The 16,732-nt window shown below is 57.1% G+C and carries 19 protein-coding genes; 7 read left to right on the top strand and 12 right to left on the bottom strand.

Features of this window, described 5'->3' with window-relative positions; all coding sequences use genetic code 11:
* Positions 1-8: 8 nt before the first annotated feature.
* The 11 genes from BJL95_RS17735 to BJL95_RS17685 form a co-directional block, all read right to left on the bottom strand.
* Positions 9-920 (bottom strand): TIGR01777 family oxidoreductase, encoded by a 912-nt coding sequence (locus BJL95_RS17735; protein ID WP_071159820.1) that lies wholly within the window; start codon positions 918-920, stop codon positions 9-11.
* Positions 921-944: 24 nt separating this feature from the next.
* The gene (locus BJL95_RS17730) at positions 945-1,568 is read right to left on the bottom strand and encodes a sulfite oxidase heme-binding subunit YedZ (RefSeq protein WP_071159818.1); all 624 of its coding nucleotides are present in this window, start codon (positions 1,566-1,568) and stop codon (positions 945-947) included.
* Positions 1,568-2,491, bottom strand: a complete 924-nt coding sequence (gene msrP / locus BJL95_RS17725) for a protein-methionine-sulfoxide reductase catalytic subunit MsrP (RefSeq protein ID WP_071159816.1) — start codon at positions 2,489-2,491, stop codon at positions 1,568-1,570. The genes BJL95_RS17730 and msrP overlap by 1 nt, the downstream gene beginning before the upstream one ends.
* A gap of 10 nt (positions 2,492-2,501) precedes the next feature.
* Complete coding sequence (locus tag BJL95_RS17720) at positions 2,502-3,335, bottom strand: sterol desaturase family protein (RefSeq protein ID WP_071159814.1); 834 nt, start codon at positions 3,333-3,335, stop codon at positions 2,502-2,504.
* A gap of 17 nt (positions 3,336-3,352) precedes the next feature.
* Positions 3,353-3,814 (bottom strand): PAS domain-containing protein, encoded by a 462-nt coding sequence (locus BJL95_RS17715; protein WP_064030845.1) that lies wholly within the window; start codon positions 3,812-3,814, stop codon positions 3,353-3,355.
* 52 nt (positions 3,815-3,866) lie between these two features.
* Complete coding sequence (locus BJL95_RS17710) at positions 3,867-4,349, bottom strand: SRPBCC family protein (protein ID WP_071159812.1); 483 nt, start codon at positions 4,347-4,349, stop codon at positions 3,867-3,869.
* A 96-nt stretch (positions 4,350-4,445) separates the two neighbouring features.
* Positions 4,446-4,892 carry a hypothetical protein gene (locus BJL95_RS17705; protein WP_071159809.1) on the bottom strand — a complete coding sequence of 149 codons (447 nt, stop codon included), beginning with the start codon at positions 4,890-4,892 and terminating at the stop codon, positions 4,446-4,448.
* 67 nt (positions 4,893-4,959) lie between these two features.
* The gene (ftsH, locus tag BJL95_RS17700; protein ID WP_071159807.1) at positions 4,960-6,858 is read right to left on the bottom strand and encodes an ATP-dependent zinc metalloprotease FtsH; all 1,899 of its coding nucleotides are present in this window, start codon (positions 6,856-6,858) and stop codon (positions 4,960-4,962) included.
* 15 nt (positions 6,859-6,873) lie between these two features.
* Positions 6,874-7,737, bottom strand: coding sequence for a protease modulator HflC (gene hflC / locus BJL95_RS17695; RefSeq protein WP_064030841.1), 864 nt, complete (start codon positions 7,735-7,737; stop codon positions 6,874-6,876).
* The gene (hflK, locus tag BJL95_RS17690; protein WP_064030840.1) at positions 7,734-8,900 is read right to left on the bottom strand and encodes an FtsH protease activity modulator HflK; all 1,167 of its coding nucleotides are present in this window, start codon (positions 8,898-8,900) and stop codon (positions 7,734-7,736) included. Before hflK ends, hflC begins: the two co-directional genes overlap by 4 nt.
* 52 nt (positions 8,901-8,952) lie before the next feature.
* Positions 8,953-10,197 (bottom strand): RNA polymerase sigma factor RpoD/SigA, encoded by a 1,245-nt coding sequence (locus tag BJL95_RS17685; RefSeq protein ID WP_071159805.1) that lies wholly within the window; start codon positions 10,195-10,197, stop codon positions 8,953-8,955.
* 88 nt (positions 10,198-10,285) lie between these two features.
* Between BJL95_RS17685 and BJL95_RS17680 the strand changes: the two genes are divergently transcribed.
* Positions 10,286-11,185, top strand: a complete 900-nt coding sequence (locus BJL95_RS17680; RefSeq protein ID WP_064030838.1) for a MerR family transcriptional regulator — start codon at positions 10,286-10,288, stop codon at positions 11,183-11,185.
* 186 nt (positions 11,186-11,371) lie between these two features.
* Positions 11,372-11,830: a GNAT family N-acetyltransferase gene (locus BJL95_RS17675; RefSeq protein WP_064030837.1), complete on the top strand. Its 459-nt coding sequence runs from the start codon at positions 11,372-11,374 to the stop codon at positions 11,828-11,830.
* A gap of 32 nt (positions 11,831-11,862) precedes the next feature.
* Here BJL95_RS17675 and BJL95_RS25265 read toward each other — a convergent pair whose 3' ends face one another.
* Entirely contained in the window at positions 11,863-12,009 is a 147-nt protein-coding gene (locus BJL95_RS25265) for a hypothetical protein (RefSeq protein WP_175463745.1), read from the bottom strand.
* Between the two features lie 152 nt (positions 12,010-12,161).
* Between BJL95_RS25265 and mutL the strand changes: the two genes are divergently transcribed.
* From mutL to BJL95_RS17650, 5 genes are all read left to right on the top strand, one after another.
* Positions 12,162-14,012, top strand: coding sequence for a DNA mismatch repair endonuclease MutL (mutL, locus tag BJL95_RS17665; RefSeq protein WP_071159801.1), 1,851 nt, complete (start codon positions 12,162-12,164; stop codon positions 14,010-14,012).
* Positions 14,012-14,947, top strand: a complete 936-nt coding sequence (miaA, locus tag BJL95_RS17660; RefSeq protein ID WP_071159799.1) for a tRNA (adenosine(37)-N6)-dimethylallyltransferase MiaA — start codon at positions 14,012-14,014, stop codon at positions 14,945-14,947. The genes mutL and miaA overlap by 1 nt, the downstream gene beginning before the upstream one ends.
* On the top strand, positions 14,940-15,257 hold the full coding sequence (locus BJL95_RS25800) for a 5-formyltetrahydrofolate cyclo-ligase (RefSeq protein ID WP_254786837.1): 318 nt from the start codon (positions 14,940-14,942) through the stop codon (positions 15,255-15,257). Before miaA ends, BJL95_RS25800 begins: the two co-directional genes overlap by 8 nt.
* Before the next feature lie 26 nt (positions 15,258-15,283).
* Positions 15,284-15,532 (top strand): 5-formyltetrahydrofolate cyclo-ligase, encoded by a 249-nt coding sequence (locus BJL95_RS25795; protein ID WP_254786836.1) that lies wholly within the window; start codon positions 15,284-15,286, stop codon positions 15,530-15,532.
* Between the two features lie 2 nt (positions 15,533-15,534).
* A complete protein-coding gene (locus BJL95_RS17650) occupies positions 15,535-16,689 on the top strand; it encodes a carboxynorspermidine decarboxylase (RefSeq protein ID WP_071159797.1) in 1,155 nt (384 codons plus the stop codon).
* Positions 16,690-16,732 lie beyond the last annotated feature (43 nt).

Genomic DNA, 16,732 nt, shown 5'->3' with positions numbered 1-16,732 from the left:
CGGGATGGTCAGTGGCGGAGTAAAAGTTGGTTTAAAGCGTCGTCCAAACGCGGATAGCGAAAACCGAAGCCGTGATTCGATAAGCGGGTTGGCAACACGCGTTGGCCGCCCAGCAACAGTTCGGCCATTTCGCCCATTAATGGCCGTAGCAGCCACGCCGGCAGCGGCAACAGCATCGGCCGACCCAGAGTTCTGGCCAGCGCTTGGCTGAATTGACGATTGTCGACAGGCGTCGGCGCGGTGGCATTATACGGTCCGACCAGGTTGCTATCGTTCATTAAGGTTTCGACGATCGCCAGCCAATCCGCCAAATGTATCCAGGACATCCATTGCCTGCCGTCGCCGATCGTGCCGCCCAGCCCCAGGCGATAAACCGGCAACAGGCGTTGCAGCAGGCCGCCGCCGTTGCCCAATACCAAGCCGGTACGCAGCAAACAGACCCGGCAACCGGACGATCCGGCGACAATGGCCGCCGCCTCCCAATCGGCGCATAGCTGCTGCGCGAAGTCGGGCTTGGGTGGGCTGGTCTCTTCCAATCGACGCTCGCCCTGGTCGCCGTATATGCCGATCGCCGAACCACTAATCAGGACGCCGGGCGGCTGCTTGGAGGCATTAATCCAGTCGGCCAGTTGCCGGGTGGGGCCGATCCGGCTGTCGCGCAATTCCCGCTTGCGGTCCTGGCTCCAGCGCCGATCCAGAATGCCGGCACCGGCCAGATTGACGATGGCGCGGAATTCGCCGGCATCCGGCAAGTCTGTTAGCGCAACCACGGGCGCGACCCGATCGCCGAAGCGGGCGCGGACTTTTTCGGCGTCGCGGCTGAAGATGTGGACCGAATAGCCTTGCTTGAGCAGGACCTCGGTTAAGGCGCTGCCCAAAAAGCCGGTTCCGCCGGTGATTAATATCGCTGGATTTGCCATCTTCGTCGCCTCGTCGTCGGATCGTCAGTCGCGCTGGCCGGCGCCAAGCACCAAGGCTTGCCGCAGGCTCTTCAACCAGCCAACCAGTCTAAAGCCCAGCAGCAAACCGAGGATGACCAGATAAAAACCGGGTTCGGCCAGATTGCCCTTGAGTTGCCAATAGTAGTGCAGAATCACCAATACCGAGGCCAGATAGATGTAGCGGTGCAGCCGCTTCCACTGTTTGCCCATCCGTTTCATCGCCCATTTCGACGAGGTGATTGCCATCAACAGGATCAGGCTGTACGCGATCAGTCCCATCCACAAATAGTTGCTTTGCAGGACATCCGGCACGATGGCGTCCCAGGCCAGCGCGTGATCGACCCACAAATAGGCCAATAAATGCAGGCTGGCGTAAAGGAAACTGTACAGTCCGAAAATCTGCCGGTAATCGGCCATGCCGCGCCATTTGGATATGCTTTGTACGGGGGTAATCGTCAACGTGATCCATAAAAACCGCATGGCCCAATCGCCGAGCCGAATGTGCACGGCCTGAATTGGATTGGCGCCCAAACGATCCAGTTCGATATCGGCGATCAGCCACAACAGCGGCAGCAAGCAGACCGCGAGTGTGATCGACTTTAAATGGCGGAGGATGAACGCGGACATTAGAAAAAATGCTTTAAGTCCATCTGGCTATAAAGTTGGCCGACTTGGTCGGCATAGCCGTTGAACAATTCGGTTTTGCGGCGCGGCGTGAAAAAATCCGAGCCGAGCACGCGCTCGCTGGTTTGGGTCCAGCGCGGATGAGCCACCGCCGGGTTGACGTTGGCGTAAAAGCCGTATTCGTTCGGCGCGTAGCGGCTCCAGGACGTCAACGGCGCTCGCCGGGTCAATTCGATTTTGACGATGGCTTTGATGCTTTTGAAGCCATATTTCCAGGGTACGACCAAGCGCAGCGGCGCGCCATTTTGCTTGGGTAGATCCCGTCCGTACATGCCGCTGGCCAAAATCGTTAACGGATGCATCGCTTCGTCCAGGCGTAGTCCTTCGACATAAGGCCAGTCCAACATCGCGCCGGCCCGCAATTTGGGCATGGCCTCGGGTTGCGCGGCCGAGGTGAACTTGACGAAACGGGCGGCGGACAGCGGTTGAGCGCGTTTCAGCAAGTCCGCCAACGGAAAGCCTTGCCAAGGAATTACCGCCGACCAACCTTCCACGCAGCGTAAGCGGTAGATGCGTTCCTGGAGGGGATGGTCGCGCAGTATGTCCTCGAGGCGGTAGACGCCGGGCTTTTCGACTTCGCCGGCGATTTCGATTTGCCAAGGCTCGACGGCGATATGTCTAGCCAATTGCGCGACGCTTTCCTTGTCGAAAGCTAGCTCGTAGTAATTGTTGTATTGCTCGACCAGCCTGGCTGGGGTAACGGCGTTGGCGTCGGCTATCGATTGCCGGGTTTGGGTCGCGGCGGCCAAGGTCCACGGCGCGGCGGCGGCCAGCCCCATGGCTTTCAGCAGAACGCGGCGGGCTTGGAATGTGGCTGGGTCGGTCACGTCGTGATCGCGAAAGGCCGGGCGGGTTTTAATCAACATGGCCGGGACCTCACGGCTTTTTGCTGTTGGGTATCCAACGCAGCAACTTGCGAAACTGGCGTTCGGTAATGAAGGCCAGCGAAAACAATTGAATGAAATTTTCCGCTTCGATCAAATCCAGTCCGATCTGGGCCGGCGCCAATTCCAGCCGGGTGCCGAACAGCCGGTCCCATATTGCCAGCACGATGCCGTAGTTACTGTCGTGTTCGCTACGCAATTTAGAGTGGTGGGTGCGGTGCAGCGACGGGGTGATAATCAGTTGCGACAGGGTCTGCTCGTGCGGCACGCGCAGGTTGGCGTGGTGAAAAAAGATGAAAAACAGTTCGATGATTTCAATCGATAGCACTAGATAGGCATCCACCCCAATCAATACCACGAACACGCATTTGTAAAGGATTTCCAGCAACAGGTCGAAGACGTGGAAGCGAAAGCCGGTCGAGACGTTGAAACACTTGTCGCTATGGTGGATTTTGTGGAACCGCCACAGCCATTCGAAGCGATGACTGGCATAGTGCCAAGCGTAAATCGCCAAATCGAAAAAGGCGAAGGCCAACAGCCATTTCACCGGACCGTTGTCCAACTTGCCAAGTAGACCGAAATCGGCGAATTGTTGCGCGACCAGAAATAGCGACGAGGCGCGCAATACCGTCAATATCAGATTGTTGATTAAAAAGGCGGCGGTGTTGGTCACCAGCGACTCTTTGTAGATTTTGGTCGAAAACGGCAAATGGGGCTGACGTTTTTCCAAAACCAGTAAAGCCACGAAGGCCAGAATGGCGAGCCCGAACAAGGCTTGGTTAAAAGCGATCGCGGCGGCGGGTTGGGTATCGATTGCGGCGTTCATTGGACACCTCCGTCGGATTAACCGGTTTGGCCGGGCGTGCTGCCCAGCAGGGCGGAGAGGGCCTGGATTTCGTGGTCGGCGTTGACTTGCTGGGTAATGTCGTATTGCACGCCGAGGTAGTACATCACCCGTTGTTTGTTATCGAACAGCGGGATAATGCGTAGCCGATTGTGAAACAGGGTGCCGTCTTTCTTGTAATTCCGCAGTTCGACTTCGACCGATTCATGCTTACGCATCGCTTCCGCAATTTGGCGGCGGGCCGGCTGATCGCGGTCTTCACCTTGCAAAAACCGGCAATTGTGGCCGACGATTTCATCGCTACCGTATCCGGTCAGGCGCTCGAAGGCCTTGTTGGCGTAAACGATGGGGGCATCGTCGAGATCGGGATCGGCCAACGTCACGCCGTTGACGCATTCGTCGAGTATCGCCGATAGAATTTGCGGAATGATGCCGCTGTCTTTTTTGACTACGAAAGGCATGTTAGTTACTCCCGGTAAGCGTTTTATTTTTATGGTCGAACTTGACGCCAGACTAAGGCGACTCGGCGACGATCAGGTTGCGAATGTTTTCCACGGTATTTTCGGCGCCGTCTTCTATCGCGGCTCGGATCAGTTTCTCGAAGGGCCGCATGAACACGTCGAGATTGAGCAACTCGAAGCGAAAGGTCAGGCGAGTCGGGCTGCGGTCGTTGAGACCTTGGAGTAAATAACTATGCCGATACGGTGACGTCAAGCCGCGAAAAATCAGGGTGTCTTCGGGTTGGTATTCGGTGATTTCGAACACCGATTCGATGGGCTCGCCGTTTTCGAGTATGCATTGTCGAGCTTTGGCGCCGACGAAGACCTCCTCGCCGTCCAGGGCTTGAAACGCCAATAACTCTTCGGCCCATTTCGGGTAATTGTCGAAAAAGCGGGTGCCGACGAAATCGAACACTTCAGTGATCGGTTTTTCGATCTCGACACTGGCTTGGCCGGCGACCGGTCTGGTGGCGTCGAACGGTAGCTTGATAGGCATGGAGTCCCCCTCTCTGAATGCAAGCTTGGTGAAGTCGGCCGGTTTGTCGTTATTGTGGTGCCGGCCGTTGGTCGATTAACTTTGCGTAGTCATCAATTAATGTCCTCTCGAAGCGGAAGATCCGCCGTGTCGATCTTGGCGGAATGCCGCTAGACCGCCGTACACCAGGTGAGATGCGCCGGCGTACAGGAATAGCTCGGCGTATTTCTCGTCGATTTCGATCTGGTTGATCGAAGCGTAAAACCCCAACGACGCGGTCAACAATAATAGAAACACGCCCAGACCGGCGACCGCGGCCGGGCTGTTGCCGTATAAATAAAAGCTGTAGACGGCAATCTGCACCAGACTCAAGTAAAACATCATCAAGCGCAGATTGTTGGCGAGCGGACCGTAAAGGTCGCTGTTATCCTCGAAATAGATGGCACCGCCGAACATCGACAACGCCGAGCTGATCAGAACCAGCAACACCGCGGCGTTAAAGTTGACTTGCAGCAGCAATTCCACGATGTCGAGGGTTTTGCCCGCTAGGGTTTTGGTCTGCATCGCGACACCTCGAAAAAGATACCCTCCAAGAGTGTTGCAGGTTTGGAGGGTATATAGAGGAGGAAGGTTAAGACGCCAGGGCCGGTCCCGGTTCCAGGCTTCCGTCTATTGGGTTTGCGTCGGCGGGCTCCGCATCCGCGTCCTCGGCAACCACCGGTTCCGGCTCAGGTTCCGGCGGTGCGATTTGGTGGCCGCGCATCAGTTGGTCGATTTGAAATTTATCCAGGGTTTCCCAGTCCAGCAGGGCGTGCGCCATGTTGTGCAGGATTTCGATGTTTTCCTTCAAAATGGTCTCCGCGCGGTTGTAATTCGTATCGACCACCGCACGAATCTCGTCGTCGATCACTTGCGCCATTTTTTCCGACATCGGCTTGGATTGCGGACCCATGTAACCGCCTTCGCTGTCGCCGTAGTCCATTGGCCCCAGTCGTTCCGACAAGCCCCATTTGGTCACCATATTCCGGGCCAGTTGAGTGGCGCGCATGATGTCGTTCGAAGCGCCGGTGGTGACCTTGTTCTTACCGTAGATCAACGCTTCGGCGACCCGGCCGCCGAACAGACTGGAGATTTGGCTCTCCAATTTGTCCTTACTGGCGCTGTACTGATCGCGCTCGGGTAGGAACATCGTGATGCCCAACGCGCCGCCGCGCGGCATAATGCTGACCTTGTAAACCGGGTCGTGCTCGGGCACCAAGCGGCCGACAATCGCGTGGCCGGCTTCGTGGTAGGCGGTCATCAGCAAATCGTCACGGCTCATCACCATCGTGCGTTTCTCGGCGCCCATGATCATTTTGTCGCGGGCTTTGTCGAGTTCGGCCATCGACACCACTTTCTTGTTGTTGCGAGCGGCGAACAGGGCGCCCTCGTTAATCAGGTTGGCCAGTTCGGCGCCGGAAAATCCCGGCGTGCCGCGGGCCAGATCGTTGATGTTGACGTCCTCGGCCAGCGGTACCCGTGCGCCGTGGACCTTGAGGATTTGCTCGCGGCCCTTGATGTCCGGCAAGCCGACTTGCACTTGACGGTCGAACCGGCCGGGACGCAGCAGCGCCTTATCCAGCACGTCGGCGCGGTTGGTGGCGGCGATGACGATGATGCCTTCGTTGCCGCTGAAACCGTCCATTTCCACCAGTAATTGGTTCAGGGTTTGCTCGCGTTCGTCGTTGCCCAGATTGCCGCTGCCGCGCTGACGGCCGACCGCGTCGATCTCGTCGATGAAGATGATGCAAGGCGCGCGCTTTTTGGCTTGCTCGAACATGTCGCGGACCCTGGCCGCGCCGACCCCGACGAACATTTCGACGAAGTCCGAACCGGAGATCGAGAAGAATGGTACGCCCGCTTCGCCGGCGATGGCTCTGGCCAGCAGAGTTTTACCGGTTCCGGGAGGGCCGACCATCAGCACGCCACGTGGGATTTTACCGCCCAGGGCTTCGTATTTGCTGGGGTCTTTCAGGAAGTCGACCATCTCCTTGACGTCTTCCTTGGCTTCCTCGACGCCGGCCACGTCGCCGAAGCGAACCTTGACTTGATCCTCGGCCATCAATTTGGCGCGGCTCTTGCCGAAGCCCATTTGGCCGCCGGGACCCGCGCCTTGCTGACGGCGCATGAAATAAACCAGCACCGCGATCAATAGCAAGGTTGGCGCCCACGACATCAGTATTTGAAATAAGGTTGACGGCGGTTGCGGTTTTTCGACTTTGATCTTGACGCCGTATTCCAACAATTCGTCGATCATCCGGGCGTCATTCGGGTTATAGGTGACGAAGCGGGTGCCGTTCTGACGGCGGCCCTCGACGTCGTAACCGCTAATCACGACTTCGGTAACGACTTTGTTGCGGACATCCTCGATGAAATCCGAATAAGAGATTTCGTAATGCGGATCGTAATCGGGCAGGCTGCGGTTGAGCACCGCCGATACCACGATACCGATCGCCGCGATGATCGTAATGAAGATTAAGAATTTTTTCATGGCGCGGTTCCCCGTTTATTTTTCGCTGGAGAAGTATTTGAAAAAGTCCGAATCCGGTTTCAACACCAGGGTATCCTGAGTTTTCTCGAACGAGGTTTGGTACGCCTGCAGCGAGCGGTAAAAGGCGTAGAACTCCGGATTGCGGCCGAAACTTTTCGCATAGATTTCGGCGGAGCCGGCGTCGCCGCGGCCGCGAATGTTTTCGGCATCCCGCTGGGCGTTGGCGACGATGACTTGCCGCTGCTTGTCGGCCTCGGCGCTGATTTGTTCGGCGCTTTCGGCGCCTTGCGAACGGAATTCGCGGGCGACCCGTTCCCGTTCGGCGCGCATCCTTTGATAAACCGAGCTACTGACTTCCGGTGGCAAATCGATGCGTTTGACGCGGATGTCGATCAGCTCGATACCGAACTTGGCCGCGGTCGGCGCCAGTTTTTGCAGCAAAGTGTTGCGCAACTCGCTGCGGTCTTCGGAGATCAGTTGTTTGATGGTCCTGACGCCGAACTCGCTACGCATCGCGTCCTTCATGATTTGGTCCAGGCGCAGGTTCGCTTGAAACTCGTCGCCGCCGACCGTGGTGTAAAAAAGACCCACATCACCGATTCGCCACTTGGCGAACGAGTCGACTATAACGTTCTTCTTTTCGGAGGTAAGAAAACGCTCGGACTTGGCGTCCAAGGTCAGCACGCGCGCATCAAACGTGCTGACGTTATTGATGATGGGGGTCTTAAAATGGAGTCCCGGCTTGTAATCGGCGCTAACCATTTCACCGAGACGGAACAGGATGGCTTTTTCATGTTCGCGGACGTAAAACACGGACATGTAGGCCAAAATCAGTAACAACAGACTGCTGGGAATCAGGACTTGGATTCGGCTGCTCATGGTTTGCTCCTGCTTGGGCGTAAATCGCCGCCGCTGCTTTTGCGGGCGGCATTTTTATCTTTTGCGGACGGTTCGATGTTATGCTCGGCTTCTACTCCGCCGGTGGTCGCCGAACTGGCCGGATGGCCGGCGGTTTGCGGTAGCGGCATGTACAGCATCGGGTTGGCGCCGTCGGCGCCCAACATGATTTTATTGGTACTGCTGTACAGTTTTTCCTTGGCTTCCAGATAGAGACGCTTGCGGGTAATCGCCGGGTTTTTCTCGTATTCCACCAATAACTGATCGAAACGTTCGGTTTCGCCCTTGGCTTTGGCGAGTTTCTCAGCCTCGTAAGCCTCGGCCTCCTGGATGATTCGAGACGCGGCACCGCGGGCCTTGGGGATAATCTCGTTGGAATAGGCTTCGGCTTCGTTGATCAAGCGTTGCTTGTCCTCCCGAGCCCGAATCGCGTCCTCGAACGCGCCTTGAACTTCTTCTGGCGGTTGAGCGTCTTGCAAGTTGACGCTGGCGATCGTGATGCCGGTGCGGTAGTCGTCCATCGCTTGTTGAATCTGTTCCTTTAGTTCGGCGACGATTTGGCTGCGGCCCTCGGTCAGTACGAAGTCCATGTTGTTACGGCCGATCACCGCGCGTTCGACGCTCTCGGTGACTTGCTTCAACGTGTTTTCGTTATCCTTGACGCTGTACAAGTAGTTTTTGGCGTTGTTGACCTGATATTGCACCGCCAGACGGACATTGATGATGTTTTCGTCCGCGGTCAACATTAAGGATTCCGCCGGAATCAACGACGATTTGCTCAATCGGCTGGAATCGCGGTAGCCGATTTCGATGAAGCGTTGTTGCTCGACGTTGACGATGGTGACCTCTTCGATCGGCAGCGGAAAGTGCCAATGCGGGCCCGGTAGCGTCGTGTCGGCATAGGCGCCGAAACGGGCAACCACGCCGCGATTGCCTTCTCCAACGATGTAAAAGCCGCTGCCCAGCCAAGCGACGACCAGTGTGCCGCCGAGCATCGAAGCCACCTTGGACATGGAAAACAGGTGTTTGTGATCGTTATAAAAATCGTTGGCCTTGCCCGAAAACTGTCGCCATTGCTTATCCACCTCCAGCTTCCAGTCCGGCTGCGGCTCGTGTTTACCGGTATTTTGTTTTTCTGATGACATAATCACTCCTCTTGTTAAGTGTTAGCCTGACCTGCGTCGTTACTTGTTATAGTTAGCCATCCCTGGGCTCGAGAAATAGCATAAGGTCAAAACCAAACTGTTGTTTCAGTTTTTTTAAGGCATCGTTCTGAATTTGCCGAACTCTTTCCCGGGTGACATGCAGTTGGTCCGCGACGGCCTGTAAGGTCATTTCGGTATGATCGCGCAATCCGAAACGCATCGTCAGAATGGCCGCTTGCTTCTCCGGCAAGGATGCCACCGCTTTGTCGACGTATTGAGCCAAATCCCTTTCTATTAGTTCATCCAGCGGTAAACTGAATTGGTGCTGTTGCATTTTCGCCATCAGATCCAGGCCGTCTTCGTCGTCGTTGACCGCCGCGTCCAGCGAATGAGTCGCTTGGTAGTAGCTGCTGATGGTCTTGATCTCCTGTTCCGACAGATCACAACCCGCTTTCAGTTCTTCAAGCGTCGGCCAACGTTCGTTCTTTAAATAACAGGTACGCATCGCGTCGAACACCGTGTTGGCTTTTTCGGCCAGCGCGACCGGCAGGCGAACGATGCGCTCCTGCTTGACGATCAAGCGGGAAATCGCTTGTTTGATCCAGTAAATCGCATACGTGGAAAAGCAGATACCCCGATCCGGATCGAAACGGTCGACCGCCTTGATGAGTCCCACCAGCCCCTCCTGCATCAAATCGTCGAAACTCAGATTGCTGGTTTTGTATTTGTGGGCGACGAAGGCCACCAGGCCGGTGTTGGCGCTGATCATTTGTTGACGGGCGGTTTTCAATTCCTTTCTGGCCGCCGTCAATCGCGCCTTGTACGCCGTATCCTCGATCAAGGCTTCGGCGCTGGCGGCGACGGCCAATAAAAATACGGGCATGAAGTGCAGTTTGTCCAATAGCGGTAACAGAGTTCGGATGGCGTCGCATTGATTGAGCCTTTGCGGTTCGAAAAGTTGTACAAAGTAATCTTCTTGTACAAGTTCGTCATCGACAATCTGGTCGATTTGATCGGGGCAGTGGCTGCAATCGACGTTCAAACCGATGGCGAGCGTGTCCAACAAGGCTTTGTAGTCTTGCTGACTTCTGGAGGCCACCAGCTCGGAACAATCGCTGCCTTTTTGCAGTTGCCTGATCAATTGTTCGGCCAGGGCTTGTGCGGCGCTCCGGTCGTTCCGAATCAGGACGGACAGATGTTGCCGGGCATGTTCCAGTTTGCCGGCCAGCCGAGAGGTTTCCGATTCTTGCGTCGGTTGAATCTCTTCGAATGCATTGGAAGCGGTGAGCTCTGACATAGCGTTTCTTTTTTTATTTTTAAGTTGGCAATAACGTTACTACCTTGTAGAATATTTGTCAAAGAAAATAATGTACAAAACGTGAACAATGTACTCAATCAAGGCCATTACCTCGTTGACCGGCTTGACCCCCGAGACCCTTAGGGCCTGGGAGAGACGCTATTCGTGTATCACGCCGTCCCGCACCGGTACCGGTCGGCGCTATTATTCCCAGCAAGACCTGGAAAAACTGACCTTGCTGGTCAATCTGACTCGCAACGGCCATCCGATCAGTAAGATCGCCGGCATGGATTGCCCGCAATTACGGGCGTTCCAGGAACAAGCTGCGCCGACGGTGGCCGAGCCGCGCACTTTGCCGCTGATCGAGCAAATCGTCGATGCATTAGCCGAGTATCGGATCGAGCGTTGCGAGCAACTGTTGAAACGGGCGCTGTTGGCAAGCGAGCCGTTGGACTACGCCAGAGACGTTTTGTTGCCGGCGTTGCATAAAGTCGGTTATTTGTGGGAGCAGGGCCGATTGAACATTGCCCAGGAACATATGTTTTCGAGTTGCGTGCAGCGTATCGTGCTGACGATGGTCAACAATTTGCACCGACCCTCGCCTAACAACCCGTCCATCATGTTCGCGACCCCGAGCGGCGAGCCGCATGAATTCGGAATCCTGTTGTGTTGCCTGGTGGCTTCGGCCCAGCAATACCAATGTTATTACCTCGGCGCCGATTTGCCGGCGGCCGATATTGTCGCCGCCGCCGCGCATTTACGTCCGGACGCGCTGGTCATGGGGCTGGTGAAGACGCCGCCGGAAACAGCGACGCTCTTGGAACTAAAACAGATACTCGGCGCCAGTCTCGACAGCAAGCTTTGGTTGGGCGGCAGCGGTGCGGATTACATCGCCTCACACGCCCTGGCGGATTTGTCCCGGTGCGAATTGATCGGCGACATCGATCATTTCGACGCCAAGATCAAACAGCAACGGGTGCTGAGTTAGCGGGGCGCCAGACAGAGAGGGCCGCCGAGGATCGGGCATGCACCGAATGGCGTCGAAGCGCGTTTCCGGGCGCGTTACCGGAACCGTTTCGGCCGCGAACCTCGCCGAGCCGATTTTGTTTTAAAATTGCCGCCTTCCGCGTCATCGAGCGCACTCGGGTATTTGTAAAAACGCCACAGACCAGCGATGCACATTATCGATTTAGCGGCCGAGCCCGAGCATCTGCCAACCTTGGCTGCTTGGCACCATCAGCAGTGGGCCGACTTAAACCCCGGCTTCGTTCTGAGTGAGCGGGTCGCTCGAATGCAGGCTTATCTAGGCGCGGACTTGGTGCCGAGTACTTTTGTCGGCAAGTGGCAGGGTAGGCTGGCTGGCTCCGCCGCTATCATCGAATCCGACATGGATACCCGGCCGGAACTGAGTCCGTGGTTGGCCAGCGTCTACGTGGCGCCGGAATTTCGCGATCGCGGCGTCGGTTCGGCACTAGTGCGCCATGCGATGGCGCAAGTCGAGGCGGCCGGCGTCGGCGCTTTATATTTGTTCACGCCGGATCGCGCGAGTTTTTACCGCCGTCTAGGTTGGCGGAGCGTGGCCGAGGAATTTTACCGAGGCCACGCCGTGACGGTGATGCGGGTGGATTTTTGAATTGATTTATGCTGACAAGTCTTTGATATTTTTTATGAAAAACGAAACAGCTTGAGCGTATCGGTCATCCAGCCGTAAGCCGCTGCCCGATCCGTCAGCGGAGACCAGATGGCTTCGTTGTTGGAAACGAAGCCTTGCACTTGAGCCTGCGTGTTGAGTGCTTGAGTATGTATAGTCACGATCATGTCTCCACATCCCAACTTTTGCAGCATCAGGCGCATCTCGCACTGGACATACATCCCCTCGTCTAGGCTTATGTGTCATTGGACAAGGCTCCAAATCCCCGTTCGAGTCGCTATCCGTTAAAATACGCGCTTTTTGGGCGCTTGCCATGCGGATACACGCTTTACCTCCTCAACTGGTCAACCAGATCGCCGCCGGCGAGGTCGTCGAGCGTCCGGCGTCGGTGGTTAAGGAATTGGTCGAGAACTGCTTCGACGCTGGCGCCAACCAAGTCACGATAGACATCGAGCAGGGCGGTATCCGCCAAATTCGGATTCGCGACAACGGCTGCGGCATCGTCAAGGACGATCTGGCGCTGGCGTTATCTCGCCACGCCACCAGCAAAATCGCATCCTTGGACGATCTGGAGCAGGTCGGGACCATGGGGTTTCGCGGCGAGGCCTTGCCCAGCATCAGTTCGGTGGCGCGGTTGACCTTGATTTCCCGCACCCCGGAGGCCGAATGCGCCTGGCTGGTCAGTGCGGACGGCACCGAAAAAAACTTCGATCCGCAACCCGATCCGCATCCAGCCGGGACCACAGTGGATGTCCGCGATTTGTTCTACAACACCCCGGCCCGCCGCAAATTTCTAAAAGCCGAGAAAACCGAGTTTGCTCATATCGAAAGCCTGATCCAAAAACTCGCCTTGGCCCGTTTCGATGTCGGTTTCGTGTTGAACCACAATCAGCGCGAGATTCTGCATCTGAAGCCGGCCACCAGCCTGACCGAGCAGGAAAAACGCATCGCCGCGATCTGCGGCTCGGCGTTTATCGAGCAGTCGGTGAAGATCGATTACGCCGCGTCCGGTCTGCAACTGCATGGCTGGGTCGGCTTGCCGACTTTCTCGCGCGGCCAGCAGGATCAACAGTTTTTTTACGTCAACGGCCGCTTGATCAAGGACAGGTTGGTCGCGCACGCGGTCAAGCAAGCCTATCAGGACGTCCTGTATCACGGTCGCCACCCGGTGTTCGTGTTGTATTTAACGCTGGACCCGGCGTTGGTGGACGTCAATGCCCATCCGACCAAACTGGAGGTGAGGTTTCGGGAAGGCCGGTTGGTCCACGACTTTTTGTTTCAGGCCTTGCATCGCAGTCTCGCGGCTCAGCGCCCCGGCGGCGAGGGGAACATCGCGATAGACCATCAATCCTTGCCGGATGCCCAAGTGCAAGTTCCGAAGCCGGCTGTCGCGCCCGCGCCGTTGCAAGCCTCGTTGCCGTTGGATTTGGCCGAGCCGCCGGCGCGGACCGGACAGCCGGCGCCAAGCGCTTACCGACCAACGGCGCGGCCGGCGGTTAACGTGCCGGAGCAAATCCTGGCCTATGCCAAGCTCTATCCGAGCGACGATACGCCGCCCGCCACCGCGCCGTCCTCGGCGATGCCGCCGCTGGGTTTCGCGGTGGCGCATCTCCACAATATCTACATTCTGGCCGAAACGGCCGACGGCATAATTCTGGTCGATGCGCATGCCGCCCACGAGCGAGTGACTTACGAGCGCTTGAAGCAGCATTACCATCAGTCCGCCATCGTCTCCCAGCCATTGTTGCTGCCGATCAAGTTGCAGGTGACGGCCGCCGAGGCCGATCTTGCCGAACGCGAGCACGCGTTTTTTCACGACTTGGGCTTCGAATTGACCCGCTCCGGACCGGAAACCGTGGTGCTGCGGGCGACCCCGGCCTTGCTGGCGAAGACCGATGTCGATCGGTTGGTGCGCGACTTGTTGGCCGATTTGCTCAACGACGGCTTCAGTCGCCAAGTCGAGGAGAAAATCAATGCGGTATTGGCGACGATGGCTTGCCACGGTTCGGTCAGAGCCCGCCGCAAGCTCAGTATCGACGAAATGAATGCCTTGCTGCGCGACATGGAGCAAACCGAGCGTATTGGTCAATGCAATCACGGCAGACCGACTTGGGTACGCTTGAGCCACCAGGATCTGGACCGCTTTTTCATGCGCGGTCAATGATGGAGCAGCCGAGCAAAGCCAAGGTGGTCTTGTTGATGGGGCCGACCGCATCCGGCAAGTCGGCGTTGGCGGTGGCCATGGCGCAAGCGATGAAGGGCGAAATCGTCAGCGTCGATTCGGCGCTGGTGTATCGCGACATGGACATAGGCACCGCTAAACCGACGCCGGCCGAACGCGGCGGAATCCCGCATCATTTGATCGACATCCTCGATCCTCGCGATAGCTTTTCGACCGGCCAATTCCGCGATCGAGCCCTGGCCGCGATCGACGACATCCTGCAACGCGGTCGGTTGCCGATTCTGGTCGGCGGCACGATGCTGTATTTCAGCGCGTTAACCCAAGGTTTGGCTCGATTGCCGGCCGCCGATGCCGACCTGCGGCGCCGGCTGGACAGCGAGTTGGCTGAATTCGGCAAGGCGGCGATGCACGCCCGCCTAGCGCAAATCGATCCGCAAGCGGCGGCGCGCATCCACGCCAACGATCCGCAACGGGTACAGCGGGCGCTGGAGGTTTACCAACTCAGCGGCCGGCCGCTGAGCAGTTTTTTCGGTGCGGCCGGCGAGGTCGAAACGCCTTACCGCTACGTCAAATTGATCGTGGCGCCCGAACACCGAGCTACCTTGCACGACAAGATCGCACGGCGTTTCGACGCAATGCTGGCCGGCGGGTTTATCGACGAAGTACGGGCGTTGCGCGCGCGCGGCGACCTGGATACGGCGATGCCGTCGGTGCGTTGTGTCGGCTATCGCCAGGCCTGGAGCTATCTGGACGGCGAATACGACTTCGCGACCTTTCGGGAGAAAGCCATCGTTGCCACCCGTCAACTTGCCAAGCGCCAATTCACTTGGCTGCGTAAGGAACAGGACGTGCTGCATTTGTTGAGCGAGACACCGGATTTATTGGCGCAAGCGCTGGCGGCGGTTGAACATGACTAAAGCCGATCAGCGCCGGCAAGCGTATCGAGCCAGAGCGGCGCAACGCGAGCCGGCTTTGCATAGCGCGGCAATCCAATGTCGCTTAATGAATCAGATCTGGTTTCAGACCGCCGTTACGGTGCTGTGGTATGTCGGTTGTCGTTCCGAAGTCCAGACCCATACGGCGATTAACGACACCTTGGCGCTGGAAAAGTCGGTGGTCGTGCCTTATTGCACCGAGGACGCCGGCGGCGTGCGCTGCTTGGGTTTGTGGCGCTTAAACGATTTAACCGAGTTGCGGCCCGGTACCTGGCGGATTCCGGAACCNTAGAAAGACGCTACCAACCCGAGCGGAAAGTGGCGGTCACCGATCTGGATTTGGTACTGGTGCCAGGCGTGGCTTTCGATAAGCGCGGCGGGCGTTTGGGCAACGGCGCCGGGTACTACGATCGTTTGTTGAGTCAGGTTCGAGCCGATTGTTTATTGGTCGGCATTTGCTACGAGTCGCAATTGGTGTCCGCCGTCGTGACCGAGCCGCACGATGTGTTTATGGATTATGTGATAACCGAAGCCGCGCTTTACCGTGGCAGGGGGAGAGAGGGGTGACGATGTTTAGAGCGTGTTTGGAGAGCGTCGAGACGACGCCGGCTTTTGTGTTGGACATGGACAAAGTCGCCGAAAATTTGCGACCGTTGTTGGCCTTGCGGGATATGGCCGGCTGTCACGTGCTGTATTCGATCAAGGCCTTGCCCTTGGGCTTTTTAATGGAATCGTTGCGCGGGCGGATCGACGGTTTTTCGGTCAGTTCCTTGTTCGAGGCGCGATGGGCTTACGAAATTCTGGGCGGGTCCGGCACCGTGCATTTGACTTCACCGGGTCTACGCCCGGCCGAAATCGCCGAATTGCGCAAAATTTGCACCCATATCAGCTTCAACTCCTTGAGCCAGTATCAGCGCCTGGCCGATAACTCCTTGTATGCCTCCAAGGGATTGCGGATCAACCCGAAACTTTCGTTTATCGACGACCCGCGCTTCGACCCGTGTCGGCCGCATTCCAAGCTGGGCGTGGATGTCGCCGAATTGAGCGGCGGCTTGCCGCCGGGCGTTAAGGGTTTGCACTTTCATAACGTATTCGACAGCGCGGATTTTACCCCGCTGATGAAAACCCTGGCCGTGATCCAGCCGTTGCTGATGAAGGCGCCAACCTTACACTGGCTGAATCTGGGTGGCGGCTATCGTTACCGCGACGCACCCGGCCAGTTGGTTCAGGTCTTGCGACGCTTGCGCGAAAGCTTTGGATTGTCGGTGTTTTTGGAACCGGGCAAGGCCTTGGTCGGCGATGCCGGTTATTTGGTGACTACAGTGCTGGATCGCTTCGACAGCGACGGCAAAACCGTGCTGATCGTGGATACGTCGATCAACCATCATCCGGAAGTCTTCGAGTACCAACGCCAACCCCGATTGTTGGATAGCGATGAATACGGCTTGCATTCGGCGATAGTGGCCGGGTCTACCTGTTTGGCCGGTGACGTATTCGGTACTTACCGTTTTCGGCGTGTGCCGGAGGTGGGCGAAAAATTGGTGTTCGCCGAGCTCGGCGCCTACAGTCTGATCAAGGCCAATCGTTTTAACGGCTATAACTTGCCGGATGTCCATTCATTGTCGGCCGGTAGCCTGCAAATTCGCCAGCAATATGCCTACGATGTCTATCGCGAACAATGGCATTCCGCCAATTGTGAGCCGTCTCTAAGACCCGCGGATTAATCGGCCGATTTTTCCGTGTATCCCGCTAAACCGGACCGGTTTC

Origin of the sequence: Methylomonas sp. LWB, from assembly GCF_001856095.1 — a bacterium.
In the GTDB taxonomy this organism is placed as follows: domain Bacteria; phylum Pseudomonadota; class Gammaproteobacteria; order Methylococcales; family Methylomonadaceae; genus Methylomonas; species Methylomonas koyamae_A.
The sequence above is the reverse complement of the archived record's forward strand: the minus strand, read 5'-3'. Positions and strand labels throughout refer to the sequence as shown.